Here is an 18867-nt window from a genome sequence, read left to right on the forward strand (position 1 = left end):
ATGGCCAAGAAAGCATCGGACAAGGGCAACAAGAAGCAGCCCACCAAACAGATCATTGCGTCGAATCGCAAAGCGCGGCACAACTATTCGATTCTGGATGTCTACGAGGCCGGGGTGTCGCTGGTGGGCACCGAGGTCAAGAGCCTGCGGGAGGGACAGGCCTCCCTGGTCGACGCCTTCGCCACCGTCGACGACGGCGAGGTGTGGCTGCGCAACATGCACATCCCCGAGTACCAGCACGGCACCTGGACCAACCACGATCCGCGGCGCACCCGCAAACTGCTGTTGCACCGGCGCCAGATCGACATGCTGATCGGCAAGATCCGCGACGGCAACCTCACCCTGGTACCGCTGTCGGTGTACTTCACCGAGGGCAAGGTGAAGGTGGAATTGGCGTTGGCGCGCGGTAAGCAGGCTCACGACAAGCGACAAGATCTCGCCCGCCGCGATGCCCAGCGTGAAGTGACCCGCGCGCTGGGGCGTCGCGCCAAGGGGATGACCTGAACGGCGCACTCCTCGCGCTGCTCTCGGCGGCCAGCTTCGGGACGAGTGATTTCGCCGGCGGGATCGCTGCTCGCCGCATACCTGCGCTGCGGGTGGTACTGCTGTCCTACCCGGTGACGATGGTGCTGCTGGGCGGGTTGGCCGTCGTGGTGGGTGGACGGATCTCCCCGGGTGCCATCGGCTGTGGCATGGCCTGCGGGATCGCCCTGGGACTGGGCGGATGGTGGTTCTACGCGGCGCTGGGTTCCGGGCCGATCTCGGTGGTGTCGCCGGTGTCGGCGGTGCTGACCGCGGGGGTGCCGGTGGTGGTGGGCCTGGTCGAGGGCGAGCGTCCCGGACCGGTGGCCGCGACGGGGATCGCGCTCGCGCTGTTGGCAGTGGTCATGGTGAGCCGGCAGGCCACCGACGAGGACACTCGGCCGCACCGGTTCACCCGCAAGGTGGCCTGGCTGACCGTCGGGGCCGGAGTGGCCTTCGGGCTGGATTTCGTATTCATCGACGCGGCACCGCCGGACTCCGGGCTGTGGCCACTGGCCTTCGCACGGGTGACGGCCGCGTTGCTGGTGATCGCCGTTGCGACGGGCACCGGCGACCTGCGGCTTCCGTCGGGTCGGCCGATGCGGCTGGCGCTGCTGGCCGCGCTGGCGGACACCGGCGCCAATATTGCGATGCTGCTGGCCTTGCGGGGGTCGGACCTGTCACTGGCCAGCGTGCTGATCTCGTTGTTTCCGGCGGTGACGGTGGTGCTGGCCATCGTGCTGCTGCGTGAACGGGTGCATCGGGCGCAGCTGGCCGGCATGTTGGCTGCCGTGGCCGCGGTGGTGATGATCACCGCAGGGTAGGGAAAAGGAACGCTTGTCCGGAGACGTGAATATTTCTCCGGACCGGGCTCTGCCAGCGTCTTCCCGGAAGATTCATACGTTTGGGTGACGGACCAAATCGTCCCGGGTTGTTAGCGTCAATCGGGATCGCTGTGGCGGTCCGGACAACATGGAGTGAACAACCCGTAGGAGTCGCATGCCCGGATGGGTGGGCGGGGACGTCGATCAGCTGCGCGCGCTGAGCCGGCGATTCACCGCAGCCGCCGATCAGTTGCGTGCCGTGGTGACGCAGACCGCCGGCCGACTCAACGCGGTCCGCTGGACCGGTGCCGACGCCGATCGGTTCCGGTCCGAATGGCGGGGCGACGCGACGGGCCGGCTCCGAACTGCCGCCGAGGCCCTGGACAAGGCAGCTGAGGCGCTGCGGCGCAATGCCGACGAACAGGAGCAGGCGAGTGCGGCCGGCGGTGCTGTGAACGGCAGCGGGTTCGGGCCGGGCCCGCCGCGTCCGGCGTGGGGCTGGCCGGGCGACGTCGGCGCCACGCCGTGGTTTCTCCGGCCGGGTGGCGGGTTCGCCGATCCGGGCGGGATGACGCTGCCCGGCGGCGGCGACAGTGTCGCCCCGACATGGGGCTTCCCCAATCCCTTCAATGAGTACCGGGACGCCGTCGGCAGCACCCCGATCTGGCCGATCAGTGTCGGCACCGCGATCGGCATGACCCCGCTCGGTGATGCGATGAACGTCGCCGACGGCACGGCGCTGGCGTTCGACGATCGGCTTGGTGTGGGCGACAAGCTCGCCGAAGGCGCCCATCTGGCCACCGATATCGGCGGTGGCGGGCTGCGCCAGGCCGGATTCGACAGCCGCAACCCGGCGCTGTACCTCGGCGGGGCGGCGGTCTCCCAGTGGGGCGACGTGGTCAGCGAGTTCAACAAGGCTGACTTCAGCCCGGCCACCGTGGCCCGCAACGTCGACTTCGTCACCGCGCATCCCGGGCAGGCATTCGAGGCCGCCCGGGACGCCGTGGTCGACTACATCCCCAAGCTGATCTCGAACTTCACCATCAACCCGTTTGGAAAGTGACCTGCCGATGGCCCAGGGAATTCTGCTGACCGACGACGAGGTCGTCGCCCTTGCTGCGCTGCTGGGCCGGCCCTGGCCCACCGGGCTGGCCACCGTCGCGCCGACCGCCGACGAGCTCACCCAGGCCGGACGGCGCGGCGTCCGGTCGCTGACCATCCGTGGAATCCTTACCGCCGACGCCGAATCCGGGTACACCGCGCACCCGGGAGTGGCCGCGGTCATCGAGACGTTCCTGCTCGCGCCGCACCGGATCGGCGCCTACATCGCTCCCGTCGCGGTGCCCGAGACCATGGCCGGTGCGGCGATCACGGCGGTGCCGGTTGCGGGCATCTGGTGGATCGATTCGACGACCGCGCAGGGTGTGCACGGCTTCCGCCAGGTGCAGGGGGGCGAGGTGCTCGCGGCGATCACCGAGCTGGCCGACCAGACCGCCGACGGCACCTTGCTGGCCGGTGCCGAGAACCCGTCTGCCTACGCGTGTGTGATCGTCTACGGCGAGGAGCCCGATCAGCGGACGGTGGTGCCGGCAGGCGGAACGTGGGACCGCGCCGGGCTGGAGCAGGCCTTCGCCGCCACGGTCGCCTGACCCGCCCGGATCACAGATCGCTCAGGCTGAGGATGCCGTCCTCGATGGCTCGGGCCAGCAGTGCGGCCTTGGTCGGGGCCGGCCGGCCGACGGCCGCGTACTTGGCCCGGGCCCGCTGCAAGTGGGTGCGGACGGTCGTCGGTGCGATATAGAGCCGGCCGCCGACGAGCTCCTTGCTCTCGGTCTGAAACCAGGTGATCAGCACCTCTTTCTCCCGCTCGGAGAGATTGGTGCGGCCCGAGGTGCGGTCGTTGGCCAGGGCCTTGGCCATCTGCGGGCCCACGTAGGGCTCGGCCGAATGCGCGGCCTCGATGGCGTCGATCAGGTGGCGCTGACCCTCGGTTTTGACCAGGTAGGTCACCGCGCCCATATCCAGGCAGGTCAGGATCACCTCGTCGGTCGACAGCTGTGAGTAGACGACCACCCGCTGGCCGGCCTGGCACATCGCGCGCAGTGCGGCGAATGCCGGCCGGTCGCCGTCGACGAAGATGTCGAAGACCACGACGTCGATCTCGTTGGGGACGTCGGGGTAGCGCGCCAACATCTCCCGGGGGCTGTGAAAACTGCCGACCACCGAGATCGACGACTCGGCCTGCACGCACCAGGCGGCGATCCCGGCGGCGACGACATCGTGCCCATCGACGACGGCGACGCTGATGACCGGCGGCGTAGCGCCCCCGGAATCCGTCTGCGGCGCCATTGCCGCAAGTTCGCTGTCCAACCCGCCGTGCTACCTCTGCTTCCGAGCCGGCCCATGAAGTTCATTTAGCTGGACACTTCAGTGGACGCGGGTCCGCGACCGGGAGCCTATGTCCGAAGAATAGTCATTGATATTCGAGCGTGACAAGTATTGAGACTCCCAGTCTAGAATTGCAGGGTGGTTGACCCGGGGGATTTCAGCAACCGCGAGCAGACCTGGGTGACCGGCGGCGCCTGGCGGCGCCGCCGTCTGAGCGAATCTGACCTGCGGGAACGCATTCTCGGCAGTGCGGTGGCGATGCTGACCGAAAGCGGCGGGCTGACCGTGAGCATGGCGCACCTGAACATGGAAGAGCTCATCCGGATCGCCGATGTGCCGCGCAGTTCGGTCTACCGCGCCTGGGGCAGCAAAGAGGCGTTCTACGTCGAGCTGATGGAGCGGATGGTCGCGCCCGGCCCCGAAGGCAGCTATGCCGACGACGTGGTCCGTATCGCCCGCAGGGTGCTGGATCAGAGCCGGCAGCTGCTCGGCACGGCGCAGGGCCGTCGCGCCGTTCTGGAGGAGATGGTGCGCAGCACCGTGACCCAGAGTTTTCACGGGGCCGCCAGGTCGCTGGCCTGGCGCTCGTTCACTGCGCTGGCGGTCGCGGTGCCCACCCTCGACGACGAGGATCAGCAGCGCATTCTGGCGGCCATGGCGGCGTCGCATGCCCGGATCATCGATCGGGTCGCCGAGGTCTACACCGAGACGCTGCCGCTGGTCGGCATGCGGATGAAAGCAGGTTTCGACATCAGAACGGCGATCGCCACCGGATCCGCGACGATGGACGGGCTCATCCGGCTGGGTTTCACCGACCCGGCCACCGTGGCTTCGGTGATCCTCAAACCGGGCCTGGACGGCGAGCCGGTCGAGTGGGAGCTGCCGCCATTGGCGTTCCTGGCGATCCTGGACGCCATGATCGAGCCCGACCCGGAGTTTCCGGCGTAGTCCGAACGGTCGATACCCGTGGTCAGTCCGCGGTGTGAGGATGATGCGGTAATACATCCGGTGCGCGGTAGAGAGGTGACTTGGATGGATGTCTCGCTCGGGGTCGAGCTGTCCCCAGCGGATGCGCGGATCGTGCTGCTCGACGCCGCCCCGCCCCATTCGGTGATCGACCAGTCGCAGATCAGCCTGGCCGACGGTGACGTGGTGTCGACGCTGGTCTCGACCGATCGACAGCTGACCGACACCGGGCATCGCCTGATAGCGACTCGGGTCTGCGGCGCTGACGACGCCCAGGTCGGCGCGGTGGTCGACGCACTGCGGGACGCCGACGTGATGAACGTGACCGCGGTGTCGTCGCCGGCGGCGACGACCGCGGCTGCGCCGGGACTGACGGGCGGTGAGACCGCCGCGATTCTGTCGGTCGAGGGCGATACGGCGGCGTTGTCCATTGTGGATGCCCCCACCGGCACCACGTCGCTGATCGACGTCGCCACCATCGACGCCGATGATCGTGCGGCGGCCTACCGGGAGCTGCTGGAGCGGCTCGCGGAGGAACCGGGTGGCGCGACCAGCGTCATCATGCTGGATTCGGCGGCGTCGTCGCTCAACGCCGAACTGACCGCCGCCTCGCCGGTTCCGGTGCGCTACGCCGAACAGTCCGACTTCGCACTCGCACAGGGTGTGGCGCTGGCCGGCGCGACCGAGGCCTTTGAGGCACCGCTGGACGCAGCCGGCCCGCAGGGGTCGCAGTTGGCCTACTCCGAGGTCGACGGCGGCGACGACGACCCCTGGTTGCCGTCCGCCGACGCAGTGCCCCAGCAGACCCCGTTGGACCCGTTGAGCGCGATCGGCCCGTTGGACGCGATCGACCCCGACGAGGTGGACGACGTTGTCGCTGACGCGGCAGCTCCGACGCCGGCCCGACCGCCGATTCTGTTGGTGGGCAGCACGATCGCGGGCATCGTGGTCGTCGGATTCGCCGCTCTGGCGGTCAGCGTCGCCATCGGTATCCGGCCTGCGGTCAGCCAGCAGGCGCTGCGGGTGCAGGACTCGTCGGTGCCCGGCGACTACCTGCCGGTGACCCCGGGCCAGGGCGTCAAACCCGATGCCAAGAACTGGACGGTGGTGGAGCAGATCCCGCCGGCCGGCACCGAGACGGCAGCCCGGTCGTTCACACCGCAGGCGCTGGGGCAGCCGGCCAACGCGGCGACGCCGATCATCGACATGTACCGGGACGGGACCGTCGGCGTCCGGGACCCGAATGTGCCGCTGCCGCCGGTGGACTCGTCGGTACCGGCCGCCACCGGACAGGCGATGGACCCGCTCACCCAATTGGTGGCCACCCGGCTGATCCCGGACTTCTCCAAGTTCACCCCGACCGACGTGATCAATCTTGTGAGCAACTTGACTGTGCCGGTGGCCACCGGGGTGGCGACCGGGGCGACGATTGCGCTGGCCAATATCCTCACGGCCGGAGGTCAGAGCCTGGCCGACGTCGGAGTGCTGGCCACCGTGCCGGCCACCCAGGGCGCGTTGTACAGCACGCCGGCCGTCGCATCGGGTGCGTCGGCGTCGGATCCCACCACGCTGGTGCGGAGCATTCCCGGCGGGCTCTTCGCGTCGGGGGCCACCGACGCCGAGAAGGCGGCGGCGTTGCCGACCGGAGTCACGGCGATCTCCGAGTTGCCCGCGGCGGACTCGACCTCGGGAGTGTCCCCACTGGCTCCCACCGTCACCGATCCCGGGTCGCTCGGTTCGACCATTGTCGGGACGGGGCCGCTGCCGACCGTCGAGCCGCCCGTGACGCAGCCGGAGAAGTCCTCCGGTGGCGCCGTGGTGCCGTCGGCGGAGGTGCCCACACCGTCCGCGTCGTCGTCGGCGGAGGTGGCCAAGCCGTCGCCGTCGCCGTCTGCGTCGTCGTCGTCATCGGTGGAGGTGCCCGCGCCGTCCGCGTCGTCGTCGGTGCAGGTGCCGAAGTCGTCTGCGACCGTGGAGGCGCCCAAGGCGTCCGCATCGGTCGAGGCTCCGAAGTCATCGCCATCGGTGGAGGCGCCCAAGTCGTCACCGGCGCCGGTGGTCAAGGCGCCCGAACCCGTGGTGCAGTCGCCTGCGCCGGTGGTCAAGGCCCCGGCTGTGGTCGAACAGGCGCCGAAGGTGGTCGAGCCGGCCCCGGCGCCGAAGGTGGTAGAGCCGGCCCCGGCGCCGAAGGTGGTCGAGCCGGCCCCGGCTCCGAAGGTGGTGGTGCCCACCCAGGCTCCGGTTGAGCAGCCCGCCCCGGTGGTGGTGCCTGCGCCCAAGGCGGTGATGCCCTCGTTGCCTGCGGTACAGGCTCCCGAATCCTCCTCCGGGGGTAGCTCATCGGGTGGCGGCGGACTGTTCGGTGGCGGGTCCTCGGGTGGTTCGTCCGGCGGATCGTCGGGCGGCGGGCTGTTCGGGGGTGGATCCTCGGGCGGGTCATCGGGCGGATCGTCGGGCGGCGGGCTGTTCGGCGGCGGGTCGTCGGGCGGCGGGCTGTTCGGCGGCGGGTCGTCGGGCGGCGGATTGTTCGGCGGCGGCAATGGCTGACGCGGCCGTGCAACCGGAGGCGCTGCAGCCCAATCGGATTCGTACCGGACTGTCGGCAGCACTGTTGATCCTCGGATTGCTCCTGCCGTGGAACATCCACTTCGGGTTGGGCATTGCGGGGACCCTCACATGGGTATTGGTGATTCTCGTGGTGGCCACCCTGCTGTCGCTTTCCGCGTTGGCCGTCGGCGAATCACCGCTGCGGATGATGCTCACCGCGCCTTATCTGGTTCTGGTCGCGGCGTTCACGGTGTTCGCCATCGTGATGTCCGTACGTTGCGGCGGGACGGGGACCGTTGCTCCGGGGGTGGGCCCGGGGGCGTGGTCGGGCCTGGCCGGAGCACTGCTGGCGGCCCAAACCGGTACCACCACAACCGATGGCCCGCGTTCCGCACGGGTGCGCCGCACGCTCGGCTGGACGTCCATAGCGCTGGCGGTGTTGGCCACACTGTTCAACCTCTATTACCGCACTCGATTCGTGCTGCCCGGCATCGGCGGTGAGGCCGGCGTCCAGAACCTCACGACTGCCGTTGCGGCACTGCTCTACGGCGTGGTGGCGTTGGCTCCGGTCATCGTGGCAGGCCGCTGGATCGTTTCGGACCGGCCCGAGACGCGGCTGGCCACGGTCCTGCTCGGCGGGGCGACGCTGATCGCCGCAACGCTGATCTGGTTCCTGCCCGTCGGCCGGTTGCTGGATGCTTTCCATGGGATCGCGCAGAACACCGGCACCGTCAGCGTCGGCTATGACGGCTACCTCGCATGGGTCGCGGTGGCCGCGCTGATCGGCACTCCTGTTGTTCGCTCGGCATGGACGGCGGGCTCGCAAGACCTGTGGCGCAAGGTGACCCGCTCCTGCCTGATGCTGATCGCGGTCTGGTGCGGCGGCAAGGCGGTGCTGCGGATCACCGACGTCATGCTGACCGGTGTGCTCAGCCTGCCGACCCCGCCGTACAGCGCGACCATGTTGATGCTGTTCGATCTGCTCACCGCGGTGTTGGCGCTCTGGTTGTTCGTCAACAGTCGCAGCGGTACCGCCCCACGCACTGTCCCGATTCTCGGCATCCTCGTCGTACTGACGGTCTGCAGGGTGATCCTCGGGGTGGCCCTGGTGCCTCGCATCGACCCGCTCAACCCCGGTACCGTCAACCCGGTCTACGGAAACCATCTGGTGCAACAGATCACCAGCACCTTCGACGTCGCGTTGTGCGTGCTGGCCCTGGCGTTGCTGGTTGCGGCGATCGGCGTGGGCGCCAGGCCATCGGGCACGGCTGCGGCACCACGACCGGCCCAGGCCCAGGCCCCCGTCCCGGCCCCGCCGGCCCCCGACGGGTCCCCACCGTCCGCGCCCCCGCTTCCGGCAGCACGGATCGCGGTACCGGACCCGGCGCCCGCCGAACCCGTCACGCGCAAGGACCGGGCCGCCGACGTGCTGGCCCAGTCGACGCAGCGCTTCGCGGCCGGGACCACCTACGGCGCAAACGCCCCGAAAGAGGAGTCGTAGCCGGTCGCGTGACCGGTGGTGGCCGACGATGCGAAGATTGCTCCCGCATGCACTGATGTCTACAAAGGGGTACGCCGGTGGCTGACTGGGGATGGTCCGTCGAACTCAATGACGCAAACCCTGATCCCAGGGTCGCCTGTGTCGTACTGGCCGACGTCTCGGGCTCCATGCAGGGTGAGCCCATCGCCGCGCTCGAGCGCGGGTTCGCCGCGTTCACCGAATATCTGCACAACGAAGCCTTGGCCAGCAAGCGGGTCGAGGTCGCGGTGGTGACTTTCGGGACCGTCGCAACGGTGCTGGTGCCGATGCAGGAGGCCAGGTCGTTGCAGCCGGTGCCGTTCACCGCCGGCGGCACCACGAACCTGGGGGCCGGGATCAACCTGGCGCTGGACATCCTCGAAGACCGCAAACAGGCCTACAAGGTGGCCGGGTTGCAGTACTACCGGCCGTGGATCCTGGTGCTCACCGACGGCAAACCCAACTTGGATGGCTTCGACGCGGCGGTGGCCCGGCTCAATGCCGCCGAAACAGCCAAGGGCGTAACGGTGTTTGCGGTGGGGGCGGGCCCGCGGGTCAACTACCAGCAGTTGGGCAGGCTGTCCCAGCAACGCAGCCCGGCGCCGCTGGACGGCCTGAAATACCAGGAACTGTTCGAATGGCTGTCGGCGTCGCTGAGCAACGTCTCGAACTCCTCGGAGTTCGGCCGCGACGACGCCGAGCTCGGCGGCGAGCAGATCCCGCTGCCGTCGGTGACCGGCTGGACCAGCGCGTGAGCCCTGCCGGTCGGATTGAGTCCGGCCGGGAGTGGATGGTCTGCGGTGCGTCGGTGGTCGGTTCCGAGCACCGACGCCGCGGCCTGGGCTGCGATGACGCCTACAGCTACGGAGTTCTCGGCGACTTCCTGGTTGCCGCGGTGGCCGACGGGGCGGGGTCGGTGACCGGCACGTCGGCCTGGGGCGCCTACGTCGCCTGTCGCGGTGTGCTCAAAGACGGGCTGAATCCGGAGTTCGTCGACCGTTTCCGGGCGGCATCGGCCGCCGAGGCGACGCAGTTGCTGCGGTCGCTGTTCGACGGGGCTTTGGAGCGGGTGTATCGCCAGGCGGCGTCGATGAATCTGGATGCCGCCCTGCTGTCCACGACCCTGTCCGTGGGGCTGGCTGATCCACGGATGGCCGCCTTCGGTCAGGTCGGCGACGGGATCATCGCCACCGAACGCGGCGAGGCGATCGAGACCGTCCTGATCGAACACAAGGACGGCTACGCCAACACCACGTCGTTCCTGCAATCCGAACGTGCCCTTGATGATTCATTTCGCACCACCAGTCACGCGGGGGTGAGCGCGTTCGCTCTCAGCACCGACGGCCTGACCTACAAGATCACCGATGTGGCCACCGGCGCGGCGTATCAGCCGTTCTTCCGCGGCTCCTGGCAGCATGTGCGGGCCGGTGCGCGGTCCGGCCAGTTGCAGGAGATGCTCGGCACGATCGAGGACGATCAGACCGGAGACGACAAGACGCTGGTGCTGGCCGCGCTGGGCGACAATGCGCACGCCGCGGCGCCGGAGACCATGCGGTGGGCGCATTCCGGCGCTCCCGGCAGCCCTGATGAGACCGGTGAGAGCGGGGCCGGCGGCGAAGTCCACGATGCGGAGCAGACGCAGCCGGCTGCGTCCGTGCGACGCAGCCGGTGGGGGAGGTGGCTGCGATGAGTGACGCCGACCCCCGGATCGAGGGGGCCCGGCTGGGCAGCGGCGAACCGGTCCGGCTGGCCCCCCTGTTGGCCAGTGCCGGCGAAGGTGCCGTCTACGAGGTGGCAGGGCATCCGGAATGGGTCGCCAAGATCTTCCACCCCACCCTCAACGAGTTGCCCTCGAAGCTGGACAAGGTGGCCGCGATGGTGCAGTCGCCTCCGCCGGGGACGGTGCAGCCCAACGGATTTGTGGTGTTGACCTGGCCCACCGAGCTGGTGGTGGGACAGTCCGGCCCGATCGGATACGTGATGCCGCGGATCGACACCGCGACCTCGGTCGAGATCCACACCATGAGCAACCCGGTCAACCGGATGGACCCGTTGCCGTCGGCCCCGCAGTGGACCCGCAACGCCGACTGGAACCATCTGGTCAACACCGCCGCGAACCTGTGCCTGGCCGTCGAGGTCGTGCACCGGGTGGACGCGGTGATCGGCGACTTCCAGGAACGCAACATCCTGGTCTCCGACACCACCGAGGTGAGCCTGGTCGACTGCGATTCCATGCAGTTCACCGACCGGTCGGGGCAGCGCTATCTGTGCGGGGTGGGCCGTCCGGAGTTCACCGCTCCGGAGTTGGCCGGGCACAACCTGCGTGAGTTTCCCCGCGAGCAGACCTCTGATCTGTTCGCGCTGGCGGTGCACATCCACCAACTGCTGATGGCCGGCAACCACCCGTTCTTCCGCGGCACCTGGACCGGGTCGGGGGAGCAGCCGGATGCCTTGAGCCTGGCCAGGATCGGCAACTGGGCCGGCGGACCGAATTCGCAGCTGCGGACGCATCCGCTGGCGCCGCCGATCGGATTCCTGCCCGAGGAGATCCAACGGATGTTCGTGCGGGCGTTCACCGACGGCGTGCAGAATCCGGCGGCCCGACCCAGCGCTGCCGAGTGGCGCGCGGCGCTGTTGCGCATCCGATTGGGCAGATGCGGCACCGGGCAGCACCAGATTCCGGCCGGGGCCGGCTGCCCATGGTGCGCGATCGACGCGGAACGCAGCGCCCGCCGAGGTCGGCAGGCACGCGCGTTGCCGCCGAGGATGACGGTTGCGGGTGGCCGGCCGCCCCCGGCGTTGCCCCAGCCCGTGTCGAACAAGGCGCAACTCATCGTGATCGGGATCTGGACGGCCGTGGCGGTGGTGTTGATCCTGACCGTGTTCATCGTGTGGGCGATCCTGAGCGGTGCGTCCAGTTTCGGGTTGTAGGACCGGCGGCCCCGGCGCCGTCATACCAACGTACTAATCTTCGGAAACGCACTGGTCATAGTGGAATTCCGCCCGTAACTTGATAACCGCAACCGGCCAGCCCTCCCGCGCATAAGGAGTCCGTTCGTGCGATTCAATGCCCCACCGGGCTGGGAGGTGCCGACGCCCGACTGGGTTCCTGATGCGGGCTGGGCGCCCGACCCGTCGTGGCCGCCCGCGCCGCCGAGCTGGAATTTCTTCGTCGACGACGAGGACGCCGGTGTCTTGGGCGCACCGGTTGCGCCAGGTGCCGGCCCCGCTCCGCGGGGCGCGATGGTGATCGTCGCCGCCGTTGCCGCGGTACTGGTGGTGGCACTTCTCGGGATCTTCCTCGTTCGGCTCGCGGTCTCGAAATCGGACGACCGTGCGAGTGCCGGCGCCGAGTCTGCTGGCCCGGGCTGGACCATCGAGCCGACCGGGCCGAACTACACCGCCACACCCGGGGGCCCCGCGCACAACGCGGCCGCCGCCTCGGCGATCACGTTCGAGGGGATGCGGGATTTCGTCTACCGGCACTACTCAGACCTGCCGGCGAATCCGCGGGCTACCTGGGACCGACTCGACAGCCAGTTCACCGCGAGACTGTCCTGGTCGGACTACGCGGGCTTCTGGGCCACGATTCAGAGTGTGTCCGTGACGTCGGTGCAGCCCGACGGTCCCGACAGCGTGATCGCCCGCCTCGCCTTGGTGCCCTACCGGGGTAACACCTCAAGTGAGCAGCGGCGAATCAAGTTCGTCTCGACCGGCGGAGTGTTGCAGATCCACGAATCCGACCTACTCGGATGAGCCGATGACGCAGCGCTTTGACGGTCGCGGGCTCCTGGCTCGCCGTGAATTGCTCTGGCTGGCAGGCGGTGTCGGTATTGCTGCGGTGGCGGCCGCCTGCGGCAACCGGGAGGCCGAACGTCTCGCCGAGACTGCCTCCGCTGTGCCGGAGCCGTCGGCTGCCCCACCGCCGGCACCCGTCCCGTTTGTCGGAGCGTCAGCGCCGCTGCTGTGCCGGGAGTCCTGGGGTGCCAGGCCGGCCAAGCCCGGGGGAGTGCGGCACACCATCAACCGGTTGACGATTCACCACACGGCAGTTGTCCTGGGGGACAACCGACTTGCCCCCGAACGCCTCCGCCAGCATCAACGGCTGCACCAGGACGAGCGCGGCTGGATCGACATCGCCTACCACATCAGCGTCGACCGCAACGGCAACATCTATCAGCTCCGTTCGCCGGAGCTGGTGGGTGACACCGCCACGGAGTACGACCCGACCGGGCACTTCCTGCTGCTCTGCGAGGGGAACTTCGAAGAGGAGGCCGTGTCGGAGGAGCAACTGCGCGGCGCGGCACTTGTGCTGGCGTGGGCGGCGCAGACTTATCGCGTCCCCACCGAAACATTGGCCACCCACCGAGATTTCGCCTCCACCGCCTGCCCGGGAGAGAACCTGTACGTGCATGTCACGTCTGGTGATCTCAAGCGCCGCATCGATGCGTTCGTCGCGGCGGGCCCCGTCGCGTTGAGCCTGATCTGCGGTCCCGAAGCCGACGCCGTGGTCGCTGATATCGAGGCGGGGCGCAGCCCGACTGAATCTCACATGCCGACAACAGATGTCGAGACACCCGACCAACCCCTAGATGATGGGATGCAGCATGACCGATGACCGAGCCCGGCCCGGCCAACCCGATCCGCACGCCGACTATCTGCGGCAGGCCGCCGAGCACTTCCACCAACCGGCCCCGAGCGCGCCGCAGCCGCCGCCGGCGATTTTCCGCAGCCCGCCTCCGGTGGCCCCACCTCTGGCGGCCCCGGCTCCGGTGAGCCCGGCTCCGGTGAGCCCGACTCCGGTGGCGCCGCCTCCGGTGACCCCGCCGCCTTTCGTCCCGCCGCCGACCCCGCCTCCGGTGGTGCAACAACCGGTGGCTCCGCCGCCTTTCGTCCCGCCGCCGACGGCGCAACCGCCGACACCGCCCCCGCCGGCGAACCCGCCGCCCTGGCAGGCCCCGACCACCCCGCCGGTGCCGGTGGCCGGCAGCGGCCGCGACATCCGTCCCGAGCACGTGCTGTGGCTGCTCACAGCACTTTCCGCGTTGAGCACGGTGTTCGGCAGTGTCTTCTTCGTCCTTTCGGTCGGCGTCTTCGCCTACGCCGCCTGGGTTGCTCGCACCCGGCCGATCCTGTGGCCGCCGGATGTCGAGGAGTTGTTGGTGCAGTACCGGTTGGCCCGGCCGACCGGCCGTCCGATAGCGGCCGGTCCGGCGCAACCAATGGCCTACATACCGTTTCGACCGATGACGTACGGCGAGATGTTCGGCGCGGGATACAAGATCATGATGCGCAACTGGACGACATTGATCGGAATTCCGGCGGCGATACTCGTGGCGTTCATGGTCGCCATGGCGACCATCGGGACGGTCATGGTGATTCCGATGACCGCGGTCGGCTCAGACTCATTGTTCATGGTGACGTTCGTCGTGTTGAGCGTACCCATGCTCGCGGTGGCGTTTCTTGCCGACGCGCTTCTTATCGCCCTGAGTGTCACCGCCACCCACAAGGCCGTCCGGGGTGAGAGTGTGCGCCTCACAGAGGTTTTCGCCATAGCGCGCGGCAGGATGTTCGCGGTATTGCGCCTGACTGGCGCGTATTACGCCTGGTTCGTGATCGTCGACATCATAGTTTTCGCAGTGCTTTTCGCCGCTGTGACTGCACTCGGTTTCGCCGGAATGGTTCTGCTGATACCGGTAGAAATCGCAGTCTTCGGCTTGGGCATAATGTTCAGTCTGTCCCCGATCGTCCTGGTGGTCGAAGGCCGAGGGGTCATGGATTCCTTCAGGCGCGCTTGGGAGTTGGCGAAGGTGTCCTGGCAACGGATACTGGGTGTCCATCTCTGCTGGGCGATAGGGATGATGGTCTTGATGCCGCTGTTCGGCATCGGGGGCACCGTCGCCTTCTTCATCCTCGGGCCCGTCGGTGCCATGGTGGTGTTCCCCCTGCTGTTCGGCGTGATGATCGCCTACTTCCGGACAATGCAGATGCTGATCTACACCGACACCCGGATCCGCCAGGAGCGCTTCGACATGGAACTGAGTGCGGCGTGGGCACAGAACACCGGGGCGATGTGATGTATCCGCAGAACGATCCGAACTACGGTATGCCCGCGCCTGGCCCGGCAAGGGGCTTCACGATTGACCGGAGTGCACTGACTGCCGCCGGTGCCGCCATGGGGATCACGCTCGTTCTCACGTTGCTGGAGAGCGCCTTCAGCGCGATGTTCGGCGGGGCCGGACCGATCATCATGTTGCTGGTGCTGATCGCGGGCGGATATTTCGCCTACCAACAGCGCAATCCGGAGAAGGCACGCGCACTCCAAGCCCGGTTCCAGCAGTTGGCGGGCGACAGGTCGGCGACCGCGAACCATACCGTCATGGCACCGCCGCCGAACGCCGGGTCGGCGGGTGGGCCGGTCTATCCGGCGCCGCAACCGTCGCCCTGGTTGCCCGCCATGGGCGCCGCTACGCAGTCGGCGCAGACGGGGGCGATTGTCAGTGCCGCGCTGTTGATTCCGACCCTGATCGCCTACGCCTGGCGGTACGAGTCGCACGATTTCATCGAACCGTGGCTGCCATGGTGGATTCTGACCGGGCTGCACCTGTACTTCGTGGTCTGCGTGGCGTCGCGCTCCCGCTACCCGGGGAGGGCACCGCTGGCGGTGCTGCTGGGGTTGGCCGGGACTGTGCTGATCGCGTTGGCCGACAATCCCTCCGGTGACGTCAGTCTGATCAAGATGTTCTCCTCCAAGCGCTACTACGACGGCGACTACTACCCGGTGTTGCCATCGGCCGACGTGATGCAGTGGATCTCGCGCACACCGATACTGGCGGTTCTGCTGTTCGTCGCCGCCTGGGGTGTGGCCCGACGCCGCCAGTCGGGGTGGGTTCTCGGTCTGATCCCGACCGGGCTGCTGGTGTGGTGGGCGATCTACGGTTCCGAACACGGGTTTGGTTGGCAGGGCCACTGGTACCAACACTGGCTGCTGTCGGTCGGTGTGTTCATCGGTGGCTGCCTCTGCTGCTGGCTGGCCGACCTGCTCACCTCCGGCGGTGGTGTGATACCCGGCGGGATGGCTTACGCACCACCGGCGTGGCCGGGCCCGGCGAGTCCGCCTGTGCCGCCACCGGTTCCGCCCGCTCACGCCGACTACCGTGCGCAGGCTTCGCAGCATTTCCAGGGGCCCCACCCCGGCGGTCCGGGTGGTGCACGTTGATGGCCGGGCGCTTCAACCCTCCGCCGGGATGGCCGGTGCCGCAAGGTTGGTCACCGCCAGCGGGTTGGGAGCCCGACCCCACCTGGCCACCAGCGCCGGCGGGTTGGCAGTTCTGGACAAATGACGCCACGCCCTCTGTTGAACAGAATCCGCCGCCGTTCGTTGAGGGCTCGCCTGTCCACCGATCGTCGCGGTGGCTCCGGTGGGGCATCCCGGCGGCCATCGCCGTGTTGGTAGTCGGTGCAGCGGGCGGACTGTTTGGTTGGCTGCGATATCAGAATGAGCAGGCGCTCGTTTCTTCGCTGACCACTATTAAGGTTCAAGGTACGGAGTTCACGGGTATCGACGACGTGACTACGGCACCTGACGGGACGCTATACGTTCTGACCGGCGCCGGGGGCAACCGCGATCCAGACGTATTGAAAGTCAATCCGGCTACGGGGGCATCGCAAGCGCTCCGTATTCCACGGGCCGCATTTCCAAGTACCCTTGGGTACTTTGCGCGTCCGCTGGCGGTAGGGCCGGACGGATCGGTGTTCACCGGGTCGCATCTTTGGAATCCAAGTACCGGAACGGTCCAGGAAGTCACCTCCGAGGACGTTGATCACGCTGCCATCGACGCTCACGGGCAGCTTGCCTACTCAGTTTCGGTCGAGGACAAGGGCAACAACTATCGGGCGACAACGACGGTGTATCGCACCTCGGCCGGCGGCCAGCCCTATGTTCTGGCAACGATTCCCGGCAGCGCCAACGGGCTCGCAATTGATTCAAATTCGCAGGTCCTAGTCCACACTGACGCGACTATTGGATGGCATGAGGGGGCCAAGGTCCTGCGCGCCTCCGACGGTGGTGGTCTTGAGACCTTGCAGATCGATGACATCCAATCGAGCTCCGGTATTGCCGTCGATGATGCGGGACGGCTTGTGTACGCGTGCGCCGACCGACATGCCATATGTTCACGGCAGTTGGGTGCCAACAGCTCAGCAAGGCTGGAGTTCACGACCGTGCGGCCTATGTGGACCAACGCGGAGGCGGGGCAGTTGGGTGGCGGCGACGCCATCACCTGGCTGCCGGAAGGTAAAGCACTCGCGGTGACCTACGTTCGGGGGAAAAAGGTCATTGTTGTCGCCCAGCCACCGAACACCGCGGATAGCCGCGCTGGTCAGGAGACCGGGGTGCGGCAGACGTTCCCGAGTACGGCGCCGCCGGTTGTTCCGGCCGTCCTCCCGCCGGGTGCGGTCGAATGTGGGGTGAGCGCCGGGGGCGCCTATCGCGGTGCTGCGAAGGGCACCGATAGCACCTCATGCCCGTTTGTCGAGAATGTCCGTGACGCCTTCAACAACTCCGGCGGTCAGGTGCCGTCCGTGGTGGAGGCCTACAGTCCGGTCACCGGCAAGCACTATCAGATGAGTTGCGCGATGGAACAGGTGATCACCTGCCGCGGCGGCGTCAACGCGGTCGTCTACGTCTACGAGAAGGACACAACGCCAATCGCATCGACGGGTGCAGCACCGGCCTCCATCGATCCACTCCTGTTCACGCCGTTGGGAGGACATGGCAGGGCCATGAATCTACAGCCAGACGGTACCGGGACGTTGGAGTTCTCATCCGGTGCCAGCAACAGTGACAAGTGGAACGTCAGGTGGACGCAGCAGGCCGACGGACTTTTCGAAATCAAAGTCGTGTCGCAGATTTCAGAGTACGGCGACGGCACCGGGACGCATGTCGGGTCTCAGTGGCTGGCGCGGTTCCAGCAGGAGCGGGGCTTCACGGTGCTCCGGATGGTCAAACCGGGAGAATCATTCGACGATCCTGCAGATCCGGGATTCTCGATGTGCACGGCGGAGGCCAAGTTGCAAAGCGTGTGCGGAGCCTGAAGGGGAAGACAGATGTCGCAACGTTTCAATGTTCCGCCTGGGTGGCCGGTGCCGTCGGGTTGGACTCCGCCCGAGGGCTGGGAGCCTGATCCGTCGTGGCCACCGGCGCCGGCGGGCTGGCAGTTCTGGGTGGAGGATCTACCGGGGCCGACGCAAGCCTCGACGGTCACGGAGAATCGCTCTGCCGACGCTACGGGGAAACGACTGGTGATTCTCGGCACCGTCGGCGCGGTGGTGTTGATCGCATTGGCCGGGGGAGTCGCGATATTCCTGCATGGCCGCGGCACTACCGCCGGCCAAAGCGGTTCCGATGGTCACTGGACTGAGACGTCCAAGACTCTTCCCGCTCCCGCTCCCGCTCCTGCTCCCGTGGTCCTTCCTGCTGGAGCGGTCGAATGTGGGGTGAGTGCCGGGGGCACCTATCGCGGTGCTGCGAAGGGTACCGATAGCACCTCATGCCCGTTCGTGGAGAACGTTCGTGATGCCTTCAACAACGCCGGCGGCCAGGTCCCGACGGTGGTGGAGGCCTACAGTCCGGTCACCGGCAAGCACTATCAGATGAGTTGCGCGATGGAGCAGGTGATCACCTGTCGCGGCGGCGTCAACGCAGTCGTCTACGTCTACGAGAAAGCCGGGGCCACCGGTGCTCCGGCGGCCAGCGCTCCGGCAACCAACGCATTGCCCTCGGACGCAATGATTTTCGAGGCGCTCAAGCAGTCGGGCGTGAGTGCTCATGACCTGGCCCAGTACGCAATCGTCAGTAAATCCGCGCCGACATCCGGATGGTACGTGGCCGAGATCCGTCGCACCGACATGCAGCTGGAACACGCCTACGCGATCTTCCGCGACAACAGCCCGCCCGATGGCCATCTGAAATGGGTAGCCGGCCCGGGGACCAGCTTTCCGTCACAGTATTTTTCGTTCCCCGACGAGGTTCGTCAGGTACTGCCATCTGGCTATTCGTGACCAGGCTGCCCGCGTCAATCAGCGGGAGCTTGCAGATCT

17 protein-coding genes are annotated in these 18867 nt (G+C 67.7%); 16 read left to right on the forward strand and 1 reads right to left on the reverse strand.

Annotated features, from left to right (window positions below; all coding sequences use genetic code 11):
• From smpB to K6T84_RS05360, 4 genes are all read left to right on the forward strand, one after another.
• A complete protein-coding gene (gene smpB / locus K6T84_RS05345; RefSeq protein ID WP_224861628.1) occupies window positions 1–504 on the forward strand; it encodes an SsrA-binding protein SmpB in 504 nt (167 codons plus the stop codon).
• On the forward strand, window positions 501–1346 hold the full coding sequence (locus tag K6T84_RS05350) for an EamA family transporter (protein ID WP_224865880.1): 846 nt from the start codon (window positions 501–503) through the stop codon (window positions 1344–1346). Before smpB ends, K6T84_RS05350 begins: the two co-directional genes overlap by 4 nt.
• A gap of 175 nt (window positions 1347–1521) precedes the next feature.
• Window positions 1522–2409 (forward strand): WXG100 family type VII secretion target, encoded by an 888-nt coding sequence (locus tag K6T84_RS05355; RefSeq protein ID WP_224861626.1) that lies wholly within the window; start codon window positions 1522–1524, stop codon window positions 2407–2409.
• A 7-nt stretch (window positions 2410–2416) separates the two neighbouring features.
• Window positions 2417–2995 carry a hypothetical protein gene (locus K6T84_RS05360; protein WP_225400400.1) on the forward strand — a complete coding sequence of 193 codons (579 nt, stop codon included), beginning with the start codon at window positions 2417–2419 and terminating at the stop codon, window positions 2993–2995.
• 10 nt (window positions 2996–3005) lie between these two features.
• On the opposite strand, the gene K6T84_RS05365 is transcribed toward K6T84_RS05360, so the two are convergent.
• Window positions 3006–3695: a DNA-binding response regulator gene (locus K6T84_RS05365; RefSeq protein WP_224861622.1), complete on the reverse strand. Its 690-nt coding sequence runs from the start codon at window positions 3693–3695 to the stop codon at window positions 3006–3008.
• 177 nt (window positions 3696–3872) lie between these two features.
• Here K6T84_RS05365 and K6T84_RS05370 point away from each other — a divergent pair, with 177 nt between their 5' ends.
• The 12 genes from K6T84_RS05370 to K6T84_RS05425 all read left to right on the forward strand — a co-directional run bounded on the left by K6T84_RS05370 (window position 3873) and on the right by K6T84_RS05425 (window position 18828).
• Window positions 3873–4682: a TetR/AcrR family transcriptional regulator gene (locus tag K6T84_RS05370; protein ID WP_224861619.1), complete on the forward strand. Its 810-nt coding sequence runs from the start codon at window positions 3873–3875 to the stop codon at window positions 4680–4682.
• Between the two features lie 84 nt (window positions 4683–4766).
• Window positions 4767–7247 carry a DUF7159 family protein gene (locus tag K6T84_RS05375; protein WP_329786653.1) on the forward strand — a complete coding sequence of 827 codons (2481 nt, stop codon included), beginning with the start codon at window positions 4767–4769 and terminating at the stop codon, window positions 7245–7247.
• Window positions 7240–8748, forward strand: coding sequence for a DUF7937 domain-containing protein (locus K6T84_RS05380; RefSeq protein ID WP_225400399.1), 1509 nt, complete (start codon window positions 7240–7242; stop codon window positions 8746–8748). Before K6T84_RS05375 ends, K6T84_RS05380 begins: the two co-directional genes overlap by 8 nt.
• 77 nt (window positions 8749–8825) lie before the next feature.
• Complete coding sequence (locus K6T84_RS05385) at window positions 8826–9521, forward strand: vWA domain-containing protein (RefSeq protein WP_225400398.1); 696 nt, start codon at window positions 8826–8828, stop codon at window positions 9519–9521.
• The gene (locus K6T84_RS05390) at window positions 9518–10456 is read left to right on the forward strand and encodes a PP2C family serine/threonine-protein phosphatase (RefSeq protein WP_225400397.1); all 939 of its coding nucleotides are present in this window, start codon (window positions 9518–9520) and stop codon (window positions 10454–10456) included. Before K6T84_RS05385 ends, K6T84_RS05390 begins: the two co-directional genes overlap by 4 nt.
• Complete coding sequence (locus tag K6T84_RS05395) at window positions 10453–11697, forward strand: hypothetical protein (protein WP_225400396.1); 1245 nt, start codon at window positions 10453–10455, stop codon at window positions 11695–11697. The genes K6T84_RS05390 and K6T84_RS05395 overlap by 4 nt, the downstream gene beginning before the upstream one ends.
• A gap of 126 nt (window positions 11698–11823) precedes the next feature.
• On the forward strand, window positions 11824–12522 hold the full coding sequence (locus tag K6T84_RS05400) for a hypothetical protein (protein ID WP_225400395.1): 699 nt from the start codon (window positions 11824–11826) through the stop codon (window positions 12520–12522).
• Window positions 12523–12526: 4 nt separating this feature from the next.
• Entirely contained in the window at window positions 12527–13384 is an 858-nt protein-coding gene (locus K6T84_RS05405; RefSeq protein WP_225400394.1) for an N-acetylmuramoyl-L-alanine amidase, read from the forward strand.
• The gene (locus K6T84_RS05410) at window positions 13374–14843 is read left to right on the forward strand and encodes a YciC family protein (protein ID WP_329786654.1); all 1470 of its coding nucleotides are present in this window, start codon (window positions 13374–13376) and stop codon (window positions 14841–14843) included. The genes K6T84_RS05405 and K6T84_RS05410 overlap by 11 nt, the downstream gene beginning before the upstream one ends.
• A 98-nt stretch (window positions 14844–14941) precedes the next feature.
• A complete protein-coding gene (locus K6T84_RS05415) occupies window positions 14942–15985 on the forward strand; it encodes a hypothetical protein (RefSeq protein ID WP_225400391.1) in 1044 nt (347 codons plus the stop codon).
• Window positions 15985–17862: an NHL repeat-containing protein gene (locus K6T84_RS05420; protein WP_225400390.1), complete on the forward strand. Its 1878-nt coding sequence runs from the start codon at window positions 15985–15987 to the stop codon at window positions 17860–17862. The genes K6T84_RS05415 and K6T84_RS05420 overlap by 1 nt, the downstream gene beginning before the upstream one ends.
• 207 nt (window positions 17863–18069) lie before the next feature.
• Window positions 18070–18828, forward strand: a complete 759-nt coding sequence (locus tag K6T84_RS05425) for a hypothetical protein (protein ID WP_225400389.1) — start codon at window positions 18070–18072, stop codon at window positions 18826–18828.
• Window positions 18829–18867 lie beyond the last annotated feature (39 nt).

This window comes from Mycobacterium zoologicum (assembly GCF_020181635.2).
GTDB classification, from domain to species: Bacteria; Actinomycetota; Actinomycetes; order Mycobacteriales; family Mycobacteriaceae; genus Mycobacterium; species Mycobacterium zoologicum.

What these genes read in the sequence shown, in the direction of transcription:
- K6T84_RS05410 (WP_329786654.1), top strand. Translation starts at nt 13,374, where the DNA reads ATGACCGATGACCGAGCCCGGCCCGGCCAACCCGATCCGCACGCCGAC.
- K6T84_RS05375 (WP_329786653.1), top strand. Translation starts at nt 4,767, where the DNA reads ATGGATGTCTCGCTCGGGGTCGAGCTGTCCCCAGCGGATGCGCGGATC.
- smpB (WP_224861628.1), top strand. Translation starts at nt 1, where the DNA reads ATGGCCAAGAAAGCATCGGACAAGGGCAACAAGAAGCAGCCCACCAAA.
- K6T84_RS05415 (WP_225400391.1), top strand. Translation starts at nt 14,942, where the DNA reads ATGGGGATCACGCTCGTTCTCACGTTGCTGGAGAGCGCCTTCAGCGCG.
- K6T84_RS05360 (WP_225400400.1), top strand. Translation starts at nt 2,417, where the DNA reads ATGGCCCAGGGAATTCTGCTGACCGACGACGAGGTCGTCGCCCTTGCT.
- K6T84_RS05405 (WP_225400394.1), top strand. Translation starts at nt 12,527, where the DNA reads ATGACGCAGCGCTTTGACGGTCGCGGGCTCCTGGCTCGCCGTGAATTG.
- K6T84_RS05420 (WP_225400390.1), top strand. Translation starts at nt 15,985, where the DNA reads ATGGCCGGGCGCTTCAACCCTCCGCCGGGATGGCCGGTGCCGCAAGGT.
- K6T84_RS05365 (WP_224861622.1), bottom strand. Translation starts at nt 3,695, where the DNA reads ATGGCGCCGCAGACGGATTCCGGGGGCGCTACGCCGCCGGTCATCAGC.
- K6T84_RS05355 (WP_224861626.1), top strand. Translation starts at nt 1,522, where the DNA reads ATGCCCGGATGGGTGGGCGGGGACGTCGATCAGCTGCGCGCGCTGAGC.
- K6T84_RS05395 (WP_225400396.1), top strand. Translation starts at nt 10,453, where the DNA reads ATGAGTGACGCCGACCCCCGGATCGAGGGGGCCCGGCTGGGCAGCGGC.
- K6T84_RS05380 (WP_225400399.1), top strand. Translation starts at nt 7,240, where the DNA reads ATGGCTGACGCGGCCGTGCAACCGGAGGCGCTGCAGCCCAATCGGATT.